At 62.0% G+C, this 19,156-nt stretch carries 21 protein-coding genes; 11 read left to right on the top strand and 10 right to left on the bottom strand.

Annotation, left to right across the window (positions count from 1 at the left end; genetic code table 11):
• Positions 1–18: 18 nt before the first annotated feature.
• The 8 genes from C0V76_RS14050 to C0V76_RS14015 form a co-directional block, all read right to left on the bottom strand.
• Positions 19–792, bottom strand: a complete 774-nt coding sequence (locus C0V76_RS14050) for a class I SAM-dependent methyltransferase (RefSeq protein WP_101943246.1) — start codon at positions 790–792, stop codon at positions 19–21.
• 25 nt (positions 793–817) lie between these two features.
• Entirely contained in the window at positions 818–1,576 is a 759-nt protein-coding gene (locus tag C0V76_RS14045; protein WP_101943245.1) for a glycosyltransferase family 2 protein, read from the bottom strand.
• Position 1,577: 1 nt separating this feature from the next.
• Positions 1,578–2,339, bottom strand: coding sequence for a 1-acyl-sn-glycerol-3-phosphate acyltransferase (locus C0V76_RS14040; protein ID WP_101943412.1), 762 nt, complete (start codon positions 2,337–2,339; stop codon positions 1,578–1,580).
• Between the two features lie 13 nt (positions 2,340–2,352).
• Positions 2,353–3,174 carry a MipA/OmpV family protein gene (locus C0V76_RS14035; protein WP_101943244.1) on the bottom strand — a complete coding sequence of 274 codons (822 nt, stop codon included), beginning with the start codon at positions 3,172–3,174 and terminating at the stop codon, positions 2,353–2,355.
• Positions 3,171–4,142, bottom strand: coding sequence for a hypothetical protein (locus tag C0V76_RS14030; RefSeq protein ID WP_254048251.1), 972 nt, complete (start codon positions 4,140–4,142; stop codon positions 3,171–3,173). Before C0V76_RS14030 ends, C0V76_RS14035 begins: the two co-directional genes overlap by 4 nt.
• Positions 4,139–5,395 (bottom strand): beta-ketoacyl synthase, encoded by a 1,257-nt coding sequence (locus C0V76_RS14025; RefSeq protein ID WP_101943243.1) that lies wholly within the window; start codon positions 5,393–5,395, stop codon positions 4,139–4,141. The genes C0V76_RS14030 and C0V76_RS14025 overlap by 4 nt, the downstream gene beginning before the upstream one ends.
• Positions 5,388–5,639 carry an acyl carrier protein gene (locus C0V76_RS14020; RefSeq protein WP_101943242.1) on the bottom strand — a complete coding sequence of 84 codons (252 nt, stop codon included), beginning with the start codon at positions 5,637–5,639 and terminating at the stop codon, positions 5,388–5,390. The genes C0V76_RS14025 and C0V76_RS14020 overlap by 8 nt, the downstream gene beginning before the upstream one ends.
• Positions 5,640–5,718: 79 nt before the next feature.
• On the bottom strand, positions 5,719–6,513 hold the full coding sequence (locus C0V76_RS14015) for an exodeoxyribonuclease III (protein ID WP_101943241.1): 795 nt from the start codon (positions 6,511–6,513) through the stop codon (positions 5,719–5,721).
• Between the two features lie 32 nt (positions 6,514–6,545).
• Here C0V76_RS14015 and pyrE point away from each other — a divergent pair, with 32 nt between their 5' ends.
• The 8 genes from pyrE to C0V76_RS13975 all read left to right on the top strand — a co-directional run bounded on the left by pyrE (position 6,546) and on the right by C0V76_RS13975 (position 14,540).
• A complete protein-coding gene (gene pyrE / locus C0V76_RS14010) occupies positions 6,546–7,184 on the top strand; it encodes an orotate phosphoribosyltransferase (protein ID WP_101943239.1) in 639 nt (212 codons plus the stop codon).
• A gap of 1 nt (position 7,185) precedes the next feature.
• Positions 7,186–7,803 carry a DUF4124 domain-containing protein gene (locus tag C0V76_RS14005; RefSeq protein ID WP_101943237.1) on the top strand — a complete coding sequence of 206 codons (618 nt, stop codon included), beginning with the start codon at positions 7,186–7,188 and terminating at the stop codon, positions 7,801–7,803.
• Between the two features lie 4 nt (positions 7,804–7,807).
• Positions 7,808–9,898 (top strand): molybdopterin-dependent oxidoreductase, encoded by a 2,091-nt coding sequence (locus tag C0V76_RS14000; RefSeq protein ID WP_101943235.1) that lies wholly within the window; start codon positions 7,808–7,810, stop codon positions 9,896–9,898.
• Between the two features lie 198 nt (positions 9,899–10,096).
• On the top strand, positions 10,097–10,648 hold the full coding sequence (locus C0V76_RS13995; RefSeq protein WP_101943234.1) for a cytochrome b: 552 nt from the start codon (positions 10,097–10,099) through the stop codon (positions 10,646–10,648).
• 24 nt (positions 10,649–10,672) lie between these two features.
• Positions 10,673–11,242 carry a YceI family protein gene (locus tag C0V76_RS13990; RefSeq protein ID WP_101943232.1) on the top strand — a complete coding sequence of 190 codons (570 nt, stop codon included), beginning with the start codon at positions 10,673–10,675 and terminating at the stop codon, positions 11,240–11,242.
• A 37-nt stretch (positions 11,243–11,279) separates the two neighbouring features.
• Positions 11,280–11,846, top strand: coding sequence for a YceI family protein (locus tag C0V76_RS13985; protein ID WP_173894003.1), 567 nt, complete (start codon positions 11,280–11,282; stop codon positions 11,844–11,846).
• Between the two features lie 135 nt (positions 11,847–11,981).
• The gene (locus tag C0V76_RS13980) at positions 11,982–13,136 is read left to right on the top strand and encodes a GNAT family N-acetyltransferase (RefSeq protein ID WP_101943231.1); all 1,155 of its coding nucleotides are present in this window, start codon (positions 11,982–11,984) and stop codon (positions 13,134–13,136) included.
• A 102-nt stretch (positions 13,137–13,238) separates the two neighbouring features.
• Positions 13,239–14,540: a tryptophan--tRNA ligase gene (locus tag C0V76_RS13975; protein ID WP_101943229.1), complete on the top strand. Its 1,302-nt coding sequence runs from the start codon at positions 13,239–13,241 to the stop codon at positions 14,538–14,540.
• A 102-nt stretch (positions 14,541–14,642) separates the two neighbouring features.
• Here the strand turns inward: C0V76_RS13975 and C0V76_RS13970 are convergent, their stop codons facing one another.
• Both C0V76_RS13970 and C0V76_RS13965 read right to left on the bottom strand, forming a co-directional pair.
• Positions 14,643–15,959, bottom strand: a complete 1,317-nt coding sequence (locus C0V76_RS13970; RefSeq protein WP_101943227.1) for a hypothetical protein — start codon at positions 15,957–15,959, stop codon at positions 14,643–14,645.
• A 341-nt stretch (positions 15,960–16,300) separates the two neighbouring features.
• Positions 16,301–17,332 (bottom strand): integron integrase, encoded by a 1,032-nt coding sequence (locus tag C0V76_RS13965; protein ID WP_101943409.1) that lies wholly within the window; start codon positions 17,330–17,332, stop codon positions 16,301–16,303.
• 118 nt (positions 17,333–17,450) lie between these two features.
• On the opposite strand from C0V76_RS13965, the gene C0V76_RS19680 reads away from it, so the two are divergent.
• The 3 genes from C0V76_RS19680 (at position 17,451) to C0V76_RS19670 (ending at position 18,910) form a co-directional block, all read left to right on the top strand.
• The gene (locus C0V76_RS19680) at positions 17,451–17,855 is read left to right on the top strand and encodes a hypothetical protein (RefSeq protein WP_143707434.1); all 405 of its coding nucleotides are present in this window, start codon (positions 17,451–17,453) and stop codon (positions 17,853–17,855) included.
• A gap of 114 nt (positions 17,856–17,969) precedes the next feature.
• Positions 17,970–18,338 carry a hypothetical protein gene (locus tag C0V76_RS19675; protein WP_143707433.1) on the top strand — a complete coding sequence of 123 codons (369 nt, stop codon included), beginning with the start codon at positions 17,970–17,972 and terminating at the stop codon, positions 18,336–18,338.
• A 119-nt stretch (positions 18,339–18,457) separates the two neighbouring features.
• Entirely contained in the window at positions 18,458–18,910 is a 453-nt protein-coding gene (locus C0V76_RS19670; RefSeq protein ID WP_143707432.1) for a hypothetical protein, read from the top strand.
• The last annotated feature ends 246 nt before the right edge of the window (positions 18,911–19,156 follow it).

The following is a 19,156-nucleotide window of genomic DNA, read 5'->3' as shown; positions in this document are numbered from 1 at the left end:
CCTCCCTACGAAGCTCGCTTACTCCGGCTTGGTGGCCTGATACTCAGCCAGAATCGGCAACCCCTTGGTGTCGATATAGCGACGGGCATTCACGAAACCGGCGGCTTCCAGCGTAGCGACAACCTGGGCGGCGGGCACGCAGGCCTCGATGGTGTCCCAGTAATAACGCCACAGTTTGCAGGTGCCCTTCTTCTGGCGGCCAACCACGAAAGCCAGCAGCGGCACAATGCCCTTCATGTAGATCTTGAGGAAGAAGCGGCCCCAGGACGACTCGGGGCGGGTGATTTCGAGCAGACACAGCTTGGCGCCCGGCTTCATGACGCGGTGGAACTCACGGAAAGCGACTTCCAGATCACTGATGTGGCGCAGCGCGTAGCCCATGGAGAGGAAGTCCGCCGTGCCGTCCGGGAAGGGAATCGCTTCGGCGCGGCCTTCCACCAGTTGCACGCCGGCCGGCAACTTGGCCTGGGCCATCATGCCGGGACTGGGATCGACGCCGGTGACCAGCGCGCCGTCGCCGACGATGCGGGCGGCTTCCTTGGCGACCAGGCCGGTGCCGGTGCCCACGTCGATCACGCGCATGCCGGCCTTGAGGCCCGCACGCTCGAGCGCCTGACCGCGATACCAGGGGCCAGTGCCGAGACCGAGGATAGTCTCCATGCGGTCATAGTCTTCCGCAGTGGAATCGAACATCTCGCGCACGAAACCGGCACGCGCATCCTCGTTGGCGTAATAGTCGGTCAGCGGCTGGTGCGGCGCATGGGCCGGCGTGAGTTTCGGATCGGTGGACATGGTGACCTCGGGTCAGGAAGTTGATTCAGGAAAAAAGTTTGCGGCAAACCAGCAACGGCAGACGCATGCCGAAACCGAACATCAGGCGGATGTGCATCCAGGTGAGCAGACGGTTGTCGCGCCAGTAATTAAAGTGCGAGACCCCGCCCTCCTCGGCCGTGAGGTATTTCACCGGCGCATCAAGATTGAGCGGAGTCACGCCGCGCCAGCACATGCGCACCACGGCTTCGGGATCGAAATCAAAGCGGCGCATCCAGCGCTGGCCGCGCATCACGGCACGCAAGGGCTCGACCGGATAGACGCGAAAACCGTAGAGCGAATCACCGACCCCCATCCACAGGGTTTCAAGATTCGCCCACCAGTTGGAAATCTTGCGCCCCTTCACCCGCAGCGCTGGCGCGCTGGCATCGAACACCGGGCGGCCCAGAACCATGCAGCCGGCATTCTGTTGCGAGGCAGCCATGAAGGCCGGGATGAGCTCCGCCGGATGCTGGCCATCCGAGTCCATGGTCAGGGCGTGCGTGAAACCAAGCTTCGCGGCTTCATCGAGCCCATGCAGCACGGCCGCGCCCTTGCCGCCATTCTGCGCCAGCACGATCACGCGCAGTTCGGGGTCGGTCGCCGCCATCTCGCGCAGGCCGGCATCCGTACCATCGGTGCTGCCATCAACGACGACCCATACCGGACTCCACTGCGCGCGCGCGGCACGCACGGTTTCATACACCTTGGCGCCGGGGTTGTAGCTGGGAATCAGGACGAGATGGGTCTGGGAGGGCGTCGGCATGTCAGTCGGGAAGCGGCGGGCTACGCATTTCGCGCGCAAAGTAATCCTGCAGTTCGGCCGTGAAGGCAACCGGGTCATCGGGCGGAGCAAAGCGCTGGCCAAGACGGACGCGGAAATTCATCGGCATCACGGGCGGGCGGAACAGCGGCCAGCCCTTGCCGAGAAAGCGCGTGTCCTGCTCGATGATCACGGTCTGGATCGGCACCCCGGCACGATGGGCCACATAGCCGGTGCCCGCGCGGAACGGATTCAGTACCGGCGGCGTTTCAGTTCGCGTGCCTTCAGGGAACAGCAGCAACTGGCTACCACCGCGCAACTGCTCGACGGCAAGGTTGATCGAGCCAATGAACCAGTCATTACGCACATAGCCGGCGAGACGCGCACCGGCGCCCCACAAAGGATTGTCGAGCAGGCCGGCCTTGAGCACGCAAGCGACATTGGGCAAGCGCGAGATCACCATCAGCGCATCCAGCAGGCCTGGATGATTCGGCGCAATGATCAGCGGGCCAGCCTCACGCAAAGCATCCAGTGCACGCAGATCGAAGTGGCCAATGCCGAGCCGGCGCAGCCACCACAGATACAGGCGGAACCCCAGCATGGCGATACGGCGACCGAGAAGGATCCCAGCCTGACGGGGCAGGAGCAGGTTCAGTGGCAAGGCTACTGCGGTCCACAACAGGCAGCCCGCCGCCAGCGAGCCCAAGCCGAGGTGCAAGGCAAGGAAAGCATGCGCACGGCGCAGCAGCAGAATCAGGGACTTCATCTTGCGCACCGCCTCAGTCGTCGCCGACTTCGACCATCTCCGAGGATTGCGCCAGAGTCCAGGTCACGCCGATACCGGCGGTGAAATAGGTCTTGCGCCTGACCAGCGGACTATCCTCGAAAGCCGCGCCTTTCAGCGTATCCCAGCGCGCGTAGGCGCCCACCCAGGTCTTGCCGAATTTGCGTGACACAGCGCCTAGAAACTGCCAGCCGGTATAACCGCCGCTGGCCGAGTAGGCCGGGCGGTCAGCGCGCGCATATTGCTCGTCGACCGAGTAGAAATAGGCGTTCAGATGCTTGTCCTGAAAGGTCGGGCCGGTCACCAACCCCACGCGCCAGCCTTCGGGCAGCCCCACATTGAGGAAGTCCAGATTCAGGCGCGGCGAGAACAGCCAGCCGCTGTAATGCATGCCCTCGCGCAACTCGAAGGCCGCACGCGCCGGCAGGCGCAGGTCCAGCCGAGTGTCCTGGTTGTCGCTCTGCCACAGCTTGAAATCGAGCGAGGGGCCGAATTCGATCATCGGCTTCAGATCGCTCATACCCTGACGCGCCTGGTTATTCTTGCTCTTCACCGGCGGCGTGGCACCGGCGCTCAGGTTCAGCTCAACCTTGTCCGAATCGAAGAGCGTGGCGCGCACACCGTTGCGATCGGCCTTGAGCCAGTCGAAACGATAAGCCGCATACGGAAAGGGCAGCAGCATCTCACTGGCTTCATCCGAACCCCGGTAATCCGGCAAAGTCGCAGCAGCCACCCCCATGCCCAACTCCCAGCGCGGCTTGAGTTCGGCCTGTGCGGGCAGCGCCAGGAGAAGCAGGAACAGCAGTAGCGCCTTCATGCAGCCGCTCCGAGAAAACCGAAAGCCTCGATTTCCACCAGCAGCTCGGCACGACAGACATCGGCACGCAAATACATGACATTCAGATCCTTGCCCAATTCAGTCTCCAGCACATGCTGCACGGCAACGACATCTGCCGCATGGCGAACGAAAACCTTGAGCGTCAGATCGCGCGCCGCAAAGCTTCCATGGCGGGCGCGGCGATTGGCCTCGCTCAGCACGGCCTCGATATTGCGCAGGGTTTCCTGAGTCTGCGCGGCCACATCGCCCGGATGCACACTCTCGTGACCAAGAATGCTGGCTGTACCGGAAATAAACAGCACCTCCTGCGCGGGTAACTGCAGCAGGCTGGCACGCGAAAACGTCGGCGCACGCGGACCGTATTGCTGCGGGTAGCTCCAGGCGCTGAGCTGGCGCGGATTTTCGATCGCCAGTGGCGCATGTCGCGAAGCGAGGAAATACACCACCAGTGCATCGCCGCCACAGCCCAGCGCACACGCCGAGGGAGAACCGGCCAGATGTGGATGGCTACCTTCGATAAAGGCGTCCTGACGGCCGACATTGAACTCGCGATAGCGCTCCATGCCTCCCTCTGCCTCATTGATACGCGGCAGGTAATTCCAGAAGCGCAGCAACTGTGGCATGCCCTCACGCTCAAGGCAGGCAAAGATGTCGCGATAGGCGGCAAAACCAAGAGCCTGCATGCCACGCCCCGCCTCGGGCAGACTCAGGACTCCGAACAGGAAGTCTTCGCTGCGGCGATAAGCCACGGCCCCCAGACGCCCCTCACTGAGCGTGCCATCGCAGTGCCAGGCATGCAGCAAGGAGGTATGCGAAGTGGCGAGCAGGGGCATCGGCACATGCACCGCCCCCGGCAAGGCCTGCGCCTCACCATAAACCGCCGCCCCCAGCCATCCGGCAGCCTCTGCGGCACCCGGGGCCTGCAGACTCAGGGACAAAAAACTCACGACACCGCCTTGAACGCCAGCACGGCATTGCTGCCGCCAAAAGCAAAAGAGTTGGATACGGCCGCGCGCAAGGGCACGTTGCGCAGGCCCTCGCCCATCACGTGACGCACGCCGCGGCAATCTTCGGCCACAAGATCGAGATGCGCGGTCGGCGGCACTTCACCACGCGCCAGGGCCAGCACCGTGATCAGCGCCTCCAATGCACCGGTGGCGCCCAGCAAGTGGCCATGCATGGATTTGCTGGCACTGACCAGCAGTTGCTCCGCATGCGCCCCGAAGACCTGACGCAGCGCCTCGATCTCTGAGGGATCTCCCTCGCGGGTTGCCGTGCCATGGGCGTTCAGATAGCCAATCTCTTCAACCGCCAGGCCCGCCTCGCGCAGCGCCAGGTTCATAGCGCGGGTCTGACCGTAGGCGTCCGGCTTGACCAGATGCGTGTGATCGCAGCTCTGGCCATAGCCGGCCAGCTCGCAATAGATACGGGCGCCACGCGCCTGGGCATGCTCCCAGTCTTCCAGCACCAGAGCCGCAGCACCTTCGCCGAGGACCAGACCGCTACGCCCTTCCTGAAAGGGGCGGCAAGCCTTGAAAGCCGTTTCTTCGTTCCCTTGCGCCACCACGCGCATGGCTTCCCAAGCGCGCATGATCGAGAAAGACAGCGGAGCCTCTGAGCCACCGGCAATCACCATTTGCGACTCACCACTCTGGATCCGCCGCATCGCCTCACCAATCGCGATCGCCGAAGAAGCGCAGGCCACCGAATAGGTCAGGCAAGCCGAACCGAGGCCTAGATTGATGGCCAGATGCGAGGCAGCCGCATTGTTCATGACCAGCACCACCGATAGCGGATGGGCGCGGTCCTTGCCGTGCACAAAGAAGTCGTTATAGCCCTTCTCCATGCTCATCGTGCCGCCGATGCCGGTGCCCCAGGACACGCCGTATTCGTCGCGCTCTTCGCCCTGGCGTGGCATGCCCGCGTCGTCCCAGGCCGCAAAGCCGGCAGCCACGCCCAGCTGGGCGTAACGGTCGGTCACGGCCGCCAGGGGGCGGCCGAGTACAGCCTCGGCGTCAAAGCCGGTGCAGATGCCTGCGGGCTGAGCCAGTGGCGCAGGCGAAGCAGGATGTTGATGGAGGCGAACGGCAGACTCACCACGCATCAGGCGCGCGAAGAAGTCCTGAGCGTCCATCCCGCCAAAGGGATTGACCAGCCCGACGCCAGTCACCGCCACACGGCGGCGGCCAGCATTACTCATTCGGAATCGCAGCGTCGGCCGGCTTGAGCTTTTCGAAGATTTCGATCAATTCACCCACGGTCTCCGGGCGCGGCAGATCGTCCGGCATGCGCACGCCGAACTTGTCTTCCATATCAAACATCAGGTCCAGCAAGGTCAAGGAGTCCACCCCGACTTCTTCGAGCTTGCTTTCCAGCGTCACGTTTTCCGGCGGATTCGGCACCCGGCGCTTGATGAATTCCTGCAGCAGTTCGAGAGTTTCCATGATTGTCTTCGTAAAGCGGATTTGCGGAATTTTAATCCAGCCTCGCCCCAGCCTGTTGAACTCTTGTTCAAATCAGGGGTCAGGCGTTGCTCCAACGGTAATCCACACTCAGCGGCGCGTGATCCGAGAAGCGCTGCGCCTTGTAAACGGCGGCCCGCTCCACCCGCGCAGCAAGGCCCGGCGTGACCAGCTGATAGTCCAGCCGCCAACCCACGTTCTTGGCCCAGGCCTGACCACGATTGCTCCACCAGGTGTAGCACTCGTCAGTCGCCTCGGGATGCAGGCGGCGATAAGCATCCACCCAGCCCTCGGCCAGCCGTGCCGCGATCCAGCTCCGCTCCTCGGGCAGAAAGCCGGAGTTTTTCTGGTTGCTCTTCCAGTTTTTCAGGTCAATCTCGCGCTGAGCGATATTCCAGTCCGCGCAGATCACCACCTCCCGCCCGCTGCTACGCAAAGCGGCCATGCGGGGCGCAAACTCATCCATGAAACGGAATTTGGCCTGCTGCCGCTCTTCCGAACTGGAGCCGGAAGGCAGGTAGAGCGCCACGACCGACAAGCCCCCGTCCGGCGTATCGAAGTCAGCCTGCAGATAGCGCCCCTCTGCGTCGAACTCGGCCACCCCGATGCCACTCGCCACCGCCGCGGGGGTCTGGCGCGTGTAAATGCCCACGCCGCTATAGCCCTTCTTCTCGGCACAGTGGAAATAACCCTGCAAACCATGCGGCTGCAGCATCTGCGCCGTGAGGTCGGCTTCCTGCGCCTTGAGTTCCTGCAGGCAGACCACATCGGCCTCCTGCTGCGCCAGCCAGTCGAAGAAGCCTTTGGTCGCTGCGGAGCGGATGCCGTTGAGGTTGGCAGTGATGATGCGTAACATTCAGCGTGTTTTCTTGTGGATGATTGATTGCCGTGGATTTTAGCCGTGATTTCCTCGCCCTTGCCGAGCGCAAGGGGGTTTTACGCTTTGGCGAATTCAAGACCAAGGCCGGACGCCTGTCGCCGTACTTCTTCAATACCGCCCTGTTTGATGACGGCGCCTCCTTTGGCGAGCTGTGCCGCTTCTACGCTCAGGCCATCGGCACGTCCGGCATCGCTTTCGACACCCTCTTCGGCCCGGCCTACAAAGGCATTCCGCTCGCGGCCGGTACCGCCATGCAGATGGCCGCCCTGGGTCGCAACATCCCCTTCTGCTTCAACCGCAAGGAAGCCAAGGATCATGGCGAAGGGGGCACCCTGGTGGGCGCACCGCTCAAAGGCCGCGTGATCGTGGTCGATGATGTGATTTCGGCGGGCACTTCGGTACGTGAGTCTGTGGAAATCATCCGCGCCAATGGCGCCGAGCTGGCTGGCGTGGTGATTGCCATCGATCGCATGGAGCGCGGCACCGGCGCTAAGAGCGCAGCCCAGGAAGTGCGTGACGCCTTCGGCGTCCCCGTGGTGGCCGTCGCCACACTGGACGATCTGATGGCTTTCATTGCCGATGACGCCCGTCTCGCTGAATACCTGCCGGCGGTGCAAACCTACCGAGCCACCTACGGAGTGAGTTGAAATGTCTGTGCGCGCCTTGCTCGTGCTGCCCTTGCTGCTGATGCTGGCTGCGCCCGCACAGGCTCAGACGCGCACGTATTGCTGCAATGACAGCACGGGTCGCCGAACCTGTGGAGACAGCCTGCCGCAGATTTGTTACGACCGCGCCTACTACGAAATTCTGGGCGGCCGGGTGGTACGCGAAGTCGAGGCGCCACTGACGCCCGAGCAGAAAGCGAGGCGCGAAGTTGAGCTGCGCGCCCAACGCGCCAAGGTTGCCAAGGAGGCCGAAGCCCGCCGCCGCGATCAGGTGCTGCTGGACTCCTACGCCACGGTCGGTGAGCTGGATCGCCGCCGCGATCGCGACATCGGCAACATCGAAGGCGAAATCCGCGCCGCGCGTGCCCGTGAAGCCGACCTGGTCGCCCAGAACGCCCAGCTCGAAAAGCAGAAGCCGGCCAAGGGGGCGATTCCGCGCACTTTGTCAGAAAACATCGCCGTGAATGCTTCGGAGCTTGAAGGCATCCGTCAGGTGATCGCCTCCAAGCTCCGCGAGATCGAGCAACTGCGGGCCAGCTTCGATGCCGACCGCAAGCGCTACGTCGAACTCACCGAAACCCCCGTCGTTCCGCACAGGTAAAGCCATGAGCGACAGCCGCCGCAGTGTCCGCGCCGTCTGCCCGCATGATTGCCCTGACACCTGCGCGATGCAGGTCACGGTTGAAGACGGGCGAGCCACCGCAGTGCGCGGTGCGCCGGATGTGGCGATCACGCGCGGCACCCTGTGCAGCAAGGTCGCCCACTACCTGGAACGCACCTACTCCGAGCAGCGACTGCTGTATCCGATGAAGCGCGTCGGCAAGAAAGGCGAAGGGCGCTTCGAGCGCATCAGCTGGGAGCTGGCGCTAGACACCATCGCCGAAAGGTTTCGCCAGCTCGCCGCGACCGATCCGCGCAGCATCCTGCCCTACAGCTACGCCGGCACCATGGGCCTGGTGCAGGGCAGCTCGATGGACCGGCGCTTCTTCCACCGCCTCGGCGCCAGCTTCCTTGATCGCACGATCTGCGCCGAAGCCGGCTATCAGGGCTACAAGGCCACTATCGGCGCAACCCTCGGCACTGATCCGGAAGCCTTTGCCGACGCGCCTTACATCCTGATCTGGGGCAGTAACCCGGTTGTTTCCAATCTGCACCTGTGGGCGCGCATCGTTGAAGCCAAGCGCAAGGGTGCCCGCGTGGTGTGCATCGATCCTGTCCGCAGCCTCACCGCCGAGAAGTCTGACTGGCACCTCGCGCCGCTGCCCGGCACCGATGGCGCGCTGGCGCTGGCCCTGATGCATGTGCTGATCCGTGATGGACTGGTCGACGAAGACTACGTCGCGCGCTACACCACCGGCTACGCCGCCCTGAAACGCCGCGTCGCGGACTGGACGCCAGAGCGGGCTGCCGGCGAAACGGGGCTGGCTGCCGCTGACATCGAACAACTGGCCCGCGAATACGGTCAGGACGGCCGCCCCGCCGCCATCCGCGTGAATTACGGCCTCAACCGCTGCGCTGGTGGCGGCTCCGCCATGCGCGCAATCAGCTGCCTACCGGCGCTGACCGGGCACTGGCGCTGGCCACAAGGCGGCATCCTGCTGTCCACCTCCGGCACCTATGGCACTGACAGCCATGCCTTGGAACGCCCCGACCTCTATCCCTGCGACTCGCGTTTCCCGCCACGCCACATCAATATGAGCGCGATCGGCGATGCCTTGCTCGAAGCGGACGACCCGGCAATCCGCGCGATCATGGTGTACAACTCGAACCCAGTCGCCGTCGCGCCCGATTCGAACAAGGTGCGCGCCGGTTTTGCCCGCGAAGACCTTTTCTGCGTGGTGCACGAGCTATTCCAGACCGATACCGCCGACTTTGCCGACATCCTGCTGCCAGCCACCAGTCAGCTGGAGCAGTGGGATATTCACAAATCCTACGGTCATCTCAACGTGATGGTGAACGAGCCCGCCATCGCCTCGCTCGGTGAAGCGCGGCCCAATACTTGGGTCTTCCGCGAACTCGCCCGCCGCATGGGCTTTACCGAACCCTGCTTCGCCGAAACCGACGAAGAGATCGGCGCCCAGGCCTTCCGCAAGGAGCACCCACGCAGCGGCAACATCGACATGGCAAGTCTGCAAGCACAGGGCTGGCAGCGCCTGAACGTGCCGACGCCCTATGCACCTTTCGCCGAGGGCGGCTTCCTGACCCCCTCGGGCAAGTGCGAGTTCTACTCCGACACTTTGGCGCACCAGGGTATTGACCCGCTGCCACATTACGTACCGCCGCGCGAGGGACCGCGCAGCAACCCAGCGCTGGCTGCGAAATACCCGCTGGCCTTCGTCAGCCCCCCTTCGCGCCACTTCCTGAACTCCAGCTTCGCCAACCTGCCGCGCTTTGTTGCGGCCGAAGGCAAACCCTGGCTGGACATGCATCCGGCCGATGCCGCGGCACGCGGCCTGCAGAATGGCGCGCGGGTTCGCATCTTCAACGCGCGCGGCGCCTTCCACGCCAGCCTGCGCGTCGATGCAACCCATCCCGGAATACGCGAAGGCGTTGTCAGCGCCCCCTCGATCTGGTGGCAGAAACTCTCCGGCGACGGCTGCAACGCCAACGCCGTCACCTCCCAGGCGCCCACCGATCTGGGCAAGGGAGCGACCTTCTACGACTGTCTGGTCGAGGTCACCGCTGCCACGGACTGAGCCTCGCACCTCCTGAAACGTTCAGGCCTGCAGCCCCGCTCAGCCCGCCATCTTTCCGCTCAAGCTCATCGCCCCACCGGAAAGTTCCACGCCAATAGTTGCAGTTTTCGCAACAATTAATTGCCTGCAAGCAGATTCAACGCAATTAACGCCTTGTGTAAAGTCCGCTTCATTCTGACTTGAAGGCTGCGCCTTGCCATGAGTTCCTCCCGCCCCGGCTCCTACACCCGTACCGCAATCCGCCTGCACTGGCTGCTGGCCCTCGGCCTCTCCGCCACCCTGGCGCTTGGCTTCTACATGAGCGACCTGCCTTTCTCTCCGGCCAAGCTGCAGTACTACTCTTGGCACAAGTGGGCCGGCATCACCCTGCTGCTGCTGGCCGTGTTCCGCCTCGGCTGGCGCCTCACCCACCCGGCTCCGGCCGCCCCGGCGGGGATGCCGGCCTGGCAGCACGCAGCATCGGAATGGACGCATCGCCTGCTCTATCTGCTGATGCTGGCGATTCCGCTTTCAGGCTGGCTGATGAGCTCGGCCAAGGGCGTGCCTACCGTGTATTTCGGCGTGCTGCCGCTGCCTGACCTGCTCGAACGCAATGTTGAACTCGGCAAACAGCTCGGCCAGCTGCACGGCGCCCTCAATTTCGGCCTGCTGGGCTTGGTCGCCCTGCATGCTGCTGCCGCCCTCAAACACTACGTGATCGATCGCGACGAAGTGCTGGGCCGCATGCTGCCCTTTCTGAACAAAGCCTGACTCCCCTCCCGCTCCGGAACCGCCATGAAAATCCGCCTCGCCTACACCATTCCCCTGTTGCTGAGCCTGCTCGCCTCCACTGCAGCACAGGCCGTCGAATACAGCCAGCTGCTTGCCGACAAGAGCAGCCTGGGCTTCTCCTACCGTCAGATGAATGTGCCGATGGAGGGCAGCTTCAAGCGCTTCAAGGCCCAGCTGGCCTTTGACCCGGCCCAGCCGGCCAAGGCCAGCGCGGCCTTCGAGATCGAAGTGGCCAGCATCGATGTGGGCTCAGCGGAAGGCAATTCCGAGGTCAGCGGCAAGCTGTGGTTCAACACAGCCACCCACCCGACTGCGCGCTTCGTCTCCAGCGGCATCAAGGCACTGGGCAATAACCGCTTTGAAGTAGCCGGCAAGCTCACGATCAAGGGCAAGACCCTGGATGTCAGCACCCCGGTCAGCTTCAAGGCCGACGGAACCAACGGCGTTTTCGAAGGCGCTTTCACCATCAAGCGCGCTGACTACGCCATCGGTGAAGGCATGTGGGCCGATTTCGGCACCGTGGCCAACGACGTCCAGATCAAGTTCCGCCTGCTCGCCGCGGCAAAGAAATAAACAGTTCCATCCCCACCCCACCCAAAGGATTGTCACCATGAAAAAAATCATCGCAGCCTTCGCCCTGACCGCGGTTTCCGCGACCAGCTTCGCCGCCCCCGAAAGCTTCGCCATCGACCCGACGCATACCGCGCCGCGCTTCGAGTACAACCACTTCGGCTACAGCAACCAACAGCACCGTTTCGACAAGACCAGCGGCAAGATCACGCTGGATCGCGCAGCCAAGACCGGCGCCGTGGATGTGGTGATCGACGCCAAGTCGGTCAACACCGGCTATGAAGTGTTCAACGGCCACATCCAGGGCGAAGACTTCTTCGACAGCACCAAGTACCCCAGCATCAGCTTCAAATCCACCGCCGTGAAATTCGAGGGCGACAAGCCGGCATCCATCGAAGGCAACCTCACGATGAAGGGCATCACCAAGCCCGTGACCCTCACGGTCACCAACTTCACGCTGGCGCCGCATCCGATGATGAAGAAGGACACCATCGGCGCCAACGCCGTGGCCACCCTCAAGCGCAGCGATTTCAACATGGGCAAGTACGCCCCCTATGTGTCGGACGAAGTCACCCTGAGCATCTCCGTCGAAGCCATCAAGGAATAAACGCCTCCCGCTTCGCCGCCCAAGGGCCAGCCACGCGCTGGCCCTTGGCGTTTCCGGCAAGCCAGACTGCGGCGCCTGCTTCAGGCATCATCTTGGAAAACACTAAGCGCCGCCCCCGGCATCTCGAACCGCATCATGGAATTCCGCCACCACGCCCGCATCAGCGAAATCCCGGCCCGGGCCTGGGATGCCCTGGCGCCGAATGACCAGCCTTTCCTGCGTCACGCTTACCTGCACGCACTAGAGGCCACCGCCTGCGTCGGCGAAGGCACGGGCTGGCAAAGCGCCCACGCCGCCCTATGGGACGACGGCCGGCTGCTCGCCGCCATGCCGCTCTATCTCAAGCAGCACTCGATGGGAGAATACGTGTTCGACTGGTCCTGGGCCGAGGCCTACGCCCGGCACGGTCTCGACTATTACCCGAAATGGCTGGCGGCCATACCCTTCACGCCAGTGCCGGGGCAACGCGTGCTGGGCGTTGACGCAGCCTGTCGCCGTGCGCTGCTGGGTGGCGTTCTGCAAGCCGCCCAGCACAGCGGCCTGTCGTCCCTGCACCTGTTGTTTGCGGCAGCCGATGAAGTGCGCTGGGCACAGGAATTGGGCTGCATGCGCCGCACCAGCGTGCAGTTTCACTGGCATAACGCGGGCTATCGCAACTTCGAGGACTTCCTCGCCGCACTCAGCGGCGAGAAGCGCAAGAAGATCCGCCAGGAGCGCCGCCGCGTGGCCGAAGCCGGCGTCAGCCTGCGGGTGCTCGAAGGAGCGCGGATCAGCCGGCAGGACTGGGCCTTCTTCACCCGCTGCTACGCCCGCACCTACGCCCTGCACCGCTCCGCCCCCTATCTCAATCTGGATTTCTTCGAGCTACTGGGCGAGCGCCTGCCGCAGCATTGCGTTCTGCTGATCGCCCATCAGAGCGGGCAGGACATCGCCGCCAGCCTGCTCCTGCGCGACAGCACGAGCCTCTACGGACGCTACTGGGGCACGCTCGCCGAGGTCAGCTGCCTGCACTTCGAAGCCTGCTATTACGCACCGATCGAATACGCCATCCAGCACGGGCTGCAACGCTTCGAAGGCGGTGCCCAGGGCGAGCACAAGCTCGCACGCGGGCTGCAACCGGTGGAAACCAGCTCGCTGCACTGGCTCGCCGACGCACGCTTTGCCCGTGCCGTGGAAGACTTTCTGGCGCGGGAATCAGACGGCATGGCGCAGTACATCAGCGAACTGGAGGCGCGCAACCCACTGCAGCGCCAGAATCCGCTCCTCCTGCGCAGTGCGGACGAGAACTGAACACCCGCCCGCCATTCCGCAGTCGGCACTGCCCCGCACGCCCAATTCCACCGTACACTTGCGCCTTGCCCGCCCCTCCGGCGCTCATCACCGAATCCGATCATGACTCTGCGCGTACTCACCGGCATCACCACCTCCGGCACCCCTCACCTCGGCAACTACGCTGGCGCCATCCGCCCAGCGATTGCCGCCAGCCGCCAGCCCGGTGCCGAAAGTTTCTTCTTCCTGGCCGACTACCACGCCCTGATCAAGTGCGACGACCCCGCGCGCATCCAGCGCTCGCGTCTCGAAATTGCCGCCACCTGGCTGGCTAGCGGGCTGGACACCTCGCGCGTCACCTTCTACCGCCAGAGCGACATCCCCGAGATCCCGGAACTCAACTGGCTGCTCACCTGCGTGACCAGCAAGGGCATGATGAACCGTGCCCACGCCTACAAGGCCAGCACCGACGCCAATGAAGCCGCTGGCGAAGAGCTGGACGCCGGCGTCACCATGGGCCTTTATTGCTACCCGGTGCTGATGGCGGCCGACATTCTCATGTTCAAGGCACACAAGGTGCCGGTCGGCCGCGATCAGATCCAGCACATCGAAATGGCCCGCGACGTTGGTCAGCGCTTCAACCATCTCTTTGGTGCAGGCCGCGAACTCTTTGTGCTGCCCGAGGCGGCCATCGAAGACAACGTCGCCACGCTGCCAGGGCTGGACGGCCGCAAGATGTCCAAGAGCTACGACAACACCATTCCGCTGTTTGAAGGCGGCGCCAAGGCGCTGAAAGCTGCGGTGGCCCGCATCGTCACCGACTCCAAGCTGCCCGGCGAACCGAAAGACCCGGACAACAGCCACCTCGTCACCCTCTTTGACGCCTTCGCCAACGCCGAGGAACGCAGCCAGTTCCGCGCAGATCTGCGCAGCGGCCTCGCCTGGGGCGAAGCCAAGCAGCGCTTCCTCACCGTGCTGGAACGTGACCTCGCCCCGATGCGTGCCAAGTACGACGAACTGATGAGCCGCCCCGAGCACATCGAAGCGCTGCTGCAGGAAGGTGCCGCCAAGGCCCGTGCCGTCGCCACGCCGTTTCTGGCCGAGCTGCGCGAAGCCGTCGGCCTGCGCCGCTTCAACGCGATTCCGGTCGCCGTCGAAAAGAAAGCCGAAATCGCCGCCCCCCAGTTGCCGGTGTTCAAGCAATACCGCGAAGCCGACGGCAAGTTCTACTTCAAGCTCAGCAGCGCTGACGGCCGCCTGCTCCTGCAAAGCCAAGGCTTCGACTCCGGCCGTGATGCCGGTCAGTGGGTCGGGCGCCTCAAAAACGAAGGCGCCGCCGCGCTGGACGGCGTGCCGGCGAGCTTCGTCGAAGGCGTGAGCAGGGACGATGTGGTGGCAGCGCTGGGAGCATTTGCTGCGGCTTGATGCATTCGGCGCAATGCCCTTCGGGCGATTGACGCCCTAGGACTTCCACAAACAAAACAGCCCGCGTCAGCGGGCTGTTTTGCATTCAAACGCCGAAACGGATCAGCCGTGCAGCTTCGCCAGCTGCTTGGCGATCACGTCGTGGCTCAACCACAGCACCGGGCCGGAGGGCTGGGCGGCTTCGTTGAACATCAGCGGGCCGGTGGCTTCGATCACCACACCGGAGAGGTGGTCGGTGATCAGCGCCGTGCGCTCCTTGTGCATGGCGGTGATGGATTCGGAGGTGCCGATCATGCGATCTGCCAGTTCCGGGGTGTTGTTCATCGGCCAGGCGTCGAAATTGCGGAAGCCCACCATCACGGGGTCCTGATTGTAGGTATCGAGCTGTTCAAGAATGGCGGCCAGCGAATGGCCTTCTTGCAGCAGCGCTTCGCAGGCAGCCCACTGGGCTTCGCCCCAGGCACCACAGCCTTCGCGTTTGAGTGCGTTGAGCAGCGGCACTAGCGAGAGCTCCACACCGACGAAGATGTCGGATGAATTGGTGCGGATTTCGGGGCAGTTGAACACGGTTGCCTTCACACCCTTGTCCCAGGCTGCCTTGGCGATGTCCTCCAGACGCTTCTTCGCATAGCCCTGGGTGTAGTTGGTATAGGTCTGCCAGTAGTATTCGCCACCGATCAGGATCTCGGTGCCGTGGTAACCGTAGGCTGTGTAACGCGCGGCGCCACCGGTTTTTTCGACGCGGGCGCGGATCGCAGCGGAGCCTTCGATCAAGTAGCCGAAGGTATTGGCGGTGACTTCATCGAAGTTCATCAGGTTGAGCTTGCCGAGATCGGACTCGATCAGCGCCTGCGAGGACATGAAACGGTCGCCGCGGCCCTTGTAGATGCGGTTGGCAATCGCGAGGAAGACCTTGGCCTTCACCAGACCACCAGCCATGGTGTGGGCAAAGAATACGTTGGCGCCATCCGGAATCATGCCGTCGAGCTGCGCCATGGCTTCCGTCACGGCGGCCTTGAAGCGGGCCACGCCGACTGCGCGGCAGGCTTCCACATGCGCCCAGTCGAGCTTGTCTTCCTGCCAGGTCTTGAGGCCCATCTCGTTGACCAGCGAGGTCACGGTAGGCGTGCCAGCGGGGGCATCCATGTCGAAACCAGCCATCATCGGCACATTGATGATCTTGCCGCCGAAATTGGCTTCGGCCGCAGCAAGCTCTTCGTCATTCAGCTTGCGCAGGCTGCCATCCGCTTCGCGACGGCCCACGGTCATGCCAATCAGGGTCAGGCCGGCATCACGGGCTTCGTTCACCAGGCCATTGGCGTAGCCGCGCCCGAAAAGCTCGCCGAACAGGACGAATACATCGCCCTTCTTGAACAGGGTTTGCTGGCTCAGGTTTCTCAATCCGGTTACTACGCTCACGTCGGTATCCTCAATCTGGACAACAGGTCAGGGGCGGATTCTACCGCAGCCAGCCGACTGCGCCTTCGCGCACAGATCTGGCGCTGGTTTCGGACAGAGACGCCCCCCATTTCCTGCCACGGAAAAACGTGCATCCAGCCCCCTAAAACCCAGGCCCGCCTGCCCGCTCAAAGCCTGCCAATACAACACAGAAAAGATCTAAACACCCTCACCAAAACAGTGAGGCCAAAGCCCCACCCCTGAATCTCAGACTCGCCCCCTCCGGAGCCCCCACAAAGATCAGCCTGCTCAAGGCGCTGGATCGTCACAAAAACAAGGCCGTGTCTATCACCCGAAGCCCATCAGACCCGGTCCAGCGGCGACAGCACCGCCAGCCCGCCGCGATTGAGCACATGGGTGTAGATCATGGTGGTGCTCACATCCTTGTGGCCCAGCAGTTCCTGCACGGTACGGATATCTTGCCCAGCCTCCAGCAGATGCGTTGCAAACGAATGGCGCAAGGTGTGTGGCGACACGGATTTGACGATCCCTGCCGCGTGCGCCGCCTTCTTCACAGCCCGTTGCACCCGCTGGTCTTCAATATGATGGCGCCGCATCACACCCGAGCGCGGATCCGTCGAAAAGCCCGTCGCTGCAAAAACATACTGCCAGCCAAAATAGGAATCCGCCGCCGGATACTTCACCGCCAACGCGTGCGGCAGATATACCGAGCCGCGCCCGAGCGCCAGATCCGCCACGTGCTGCTGCTGGCGCCACTTGATCTTCGCGCGCAGGGGCTCCACCAGGCTCCCCGGCAGCATCGTCACCCGATCCTTGTTGCCCTTGCCCTCGCGTACCACGATCTCGCGCCGTGCAAAATCCACATCCTTCACCCGCAAGCGCACCCCCTCCATCACCCGCATCCCTGTGCCGTAGAGCAAGCGCACCAGCAGTGCCATCTCCGGATCATCCACCGCCGCCATCAAGGCCTGCACCTCGGGTACCGCCAACACCGTCGGCAAGCGCACCGGCTTCTTCGCCCGCGTCACCTCATCCAGCCAAGGCAGCACCTGACCCAGCACCTCCTGATACAGGAACAGGATCGCCGAAAGCGCCTGCGATTGCGTAGAGGCCGCCACATTGCGCTCCACCGCCAGCGAAGTCAGAAACGCCTCCACCTCATCCTTGCCCATCTCTGCAGGATGCCGCTTGCCGTGAAAAAGAATGAAGCGTTTGACCCAATGCAGATAAGCCTCTTCGGTGCGAATGCTGTAATGCTTCAAACGCAAGCGATCACGCAACAGATCGAGCAGTTTCGGCGCAGCGCCAGGCTCAAGGGACGCCGGGGCAGCCGCGCCCGGCACCGTCTTGGCGGTCGTGGTTTTATTTGTCATCATGAGGCCAGTAAAGACAACAAGCCCGTTAATAACCAATGGCTTGCCCTTGCGGGTCGTTTTGACAAATAAACCTTTATTTCCTCGTTTTGAGGACTACTTCACGTTAGAGCGCTCTATGAGTTACTTCATGACCGTTAGCGGAAGAATTCCAAACAGCGAAGTTGTTGCTGGTGTGGAGTTGGTGCCTGCCGCTAACGCGCAGCGCTATATTTCGTCGCTTGAAGGTGAGCTCGCTGAAGAAGATGGTGCCCCAGTGTTTTTGGTTCACGATGGAGAAACGGGCACCAGTGATTTACTGATTGGTGACTTACAAGAAGCAATTTCTGATAGCGGCTCCGCGACAGAGCTAGCTGCATATCAAATGATTCAGCTTTGCTTTGCCAAAAGCGTTCCATTCAGAATTTGGCTCGCGCGCGACAGCGCAGATGACCACAAACGTCATCCCGTAGATGTGCAGTGCATTGGTGATGTATGCCAAGCTTTAATTTCTGGGCGTGGTGCAAAGTGGTCCGCGCTCTAACAATTCCGTCGAGAGGGACCGCCGCAAGCTGCGCTTGCGGTTCCCTTCGCGGCTTCGCCGCTACGGCGGCCCCTCACGTCAAACGTTAGGCGTTTTGAATCATTGGGTCTGAGCATGAGAAATACATTCAAAATCTTTTTAGCCCTGATAGCTGCGTTACCCACGTATTCATTTGCAGAAAACTCATTCGATGTTCAAACGACGTTAAATTCTGTTGTCGTTAAAAACTTAACGTCCGATTACTATCTGGAAATGTTGATTTCAATCGATGGTTGCGGAAAGAAAGTAATGATGGGTCCGAATGGCTCAGTTACTTTGCCGTTGGAGAGCGGGAAGCATCAAACCGATATCAAATCAGCCACCTTAACCCCAATGCGCGAATTGCGCGCACGGGCGGCCTCAGCTACAACACCTCCGCCGCAGCCTGTGACAGATACAAAAACACTTTCTTCCATGCGCCTAGCATGCATTGATTTCAAGTGATGCCCGCAAAATCGCCTAACCATTCCGTCGAGAGGGACCGCCCACAAGCTGCGCTTGTGGGTTCCCTTCGCGGCTTCGCCGCTGCGGCGGCCCCTCACGTCAAACGTTAGGCGTCGCTCATGTCGTTACGTACGTCTTTGTTTGCGTCAACTGTTGTCTCGATTTTTATCGGCGCAATCTTAAACAATATTTGTATATTTATTTCTTCTGAAATTTACTCGCTACACATTGGACTCTCGATCCGTAACTCTGAACAAATTTCCGGCCTAATCGCTGCTGTTTTTATTTCCGCCGTGATTGCATTTATTTCAAAAGACAAACCTATACTATTCGGGGCTCTGACCGCAGCCATTGCCAATAACATGGTATTCATGTGGTGGTGGTTAGAATTTTCGCCGCCACGACCGCCGTTAGATTGGGTGGATTTCTCTTGGCTTGCCGGGATTTTGATGGATTCTGCGTTTTTTGGTTTTCTCTGCTACGCGTGGCGACGTTTCATATTTTCTAGATTTGAAAAAACAAAAACACATCCGAGTCAGAACCAGAATCCTCTTGGTTCAAGAGCCCGATGAATGCAAAGCCGATTCGTTATGCCAATGTTGCTCTGGTAGTTTTCCTCATTTTTGTTGTCGCTTTCACTGTCGCTGGTTTTTATGCCTTTATTCGATGGCTGCTTTAGCTATTCCAAACTAAATATAGATGGTGGCAAAATTGAGAGGGTTGCCTAACCATTCCGTCGAGAGGGACCGCCCACAAGCTGCGCTTGTGGGTTCCCTTCGCGGCTTCGCCGCTACGGCGGCCCCTCACGTCAAACGTTA

Source organism: Uliginosibacterium sp. TH139 (genome assembly GCF_002855595.1).
GTDB classification, from domain to species: domain Bacteria; phylum Pseudomonadota; class Gammaproteobacteria; order Burkholderiales; family Rhodocyclaceae; genus Uliginosibacterium; species Uliginosibacterium aquaticum.
This window is presented reverse-complemented; position numbering and strand designations above follow the sequence as displayed.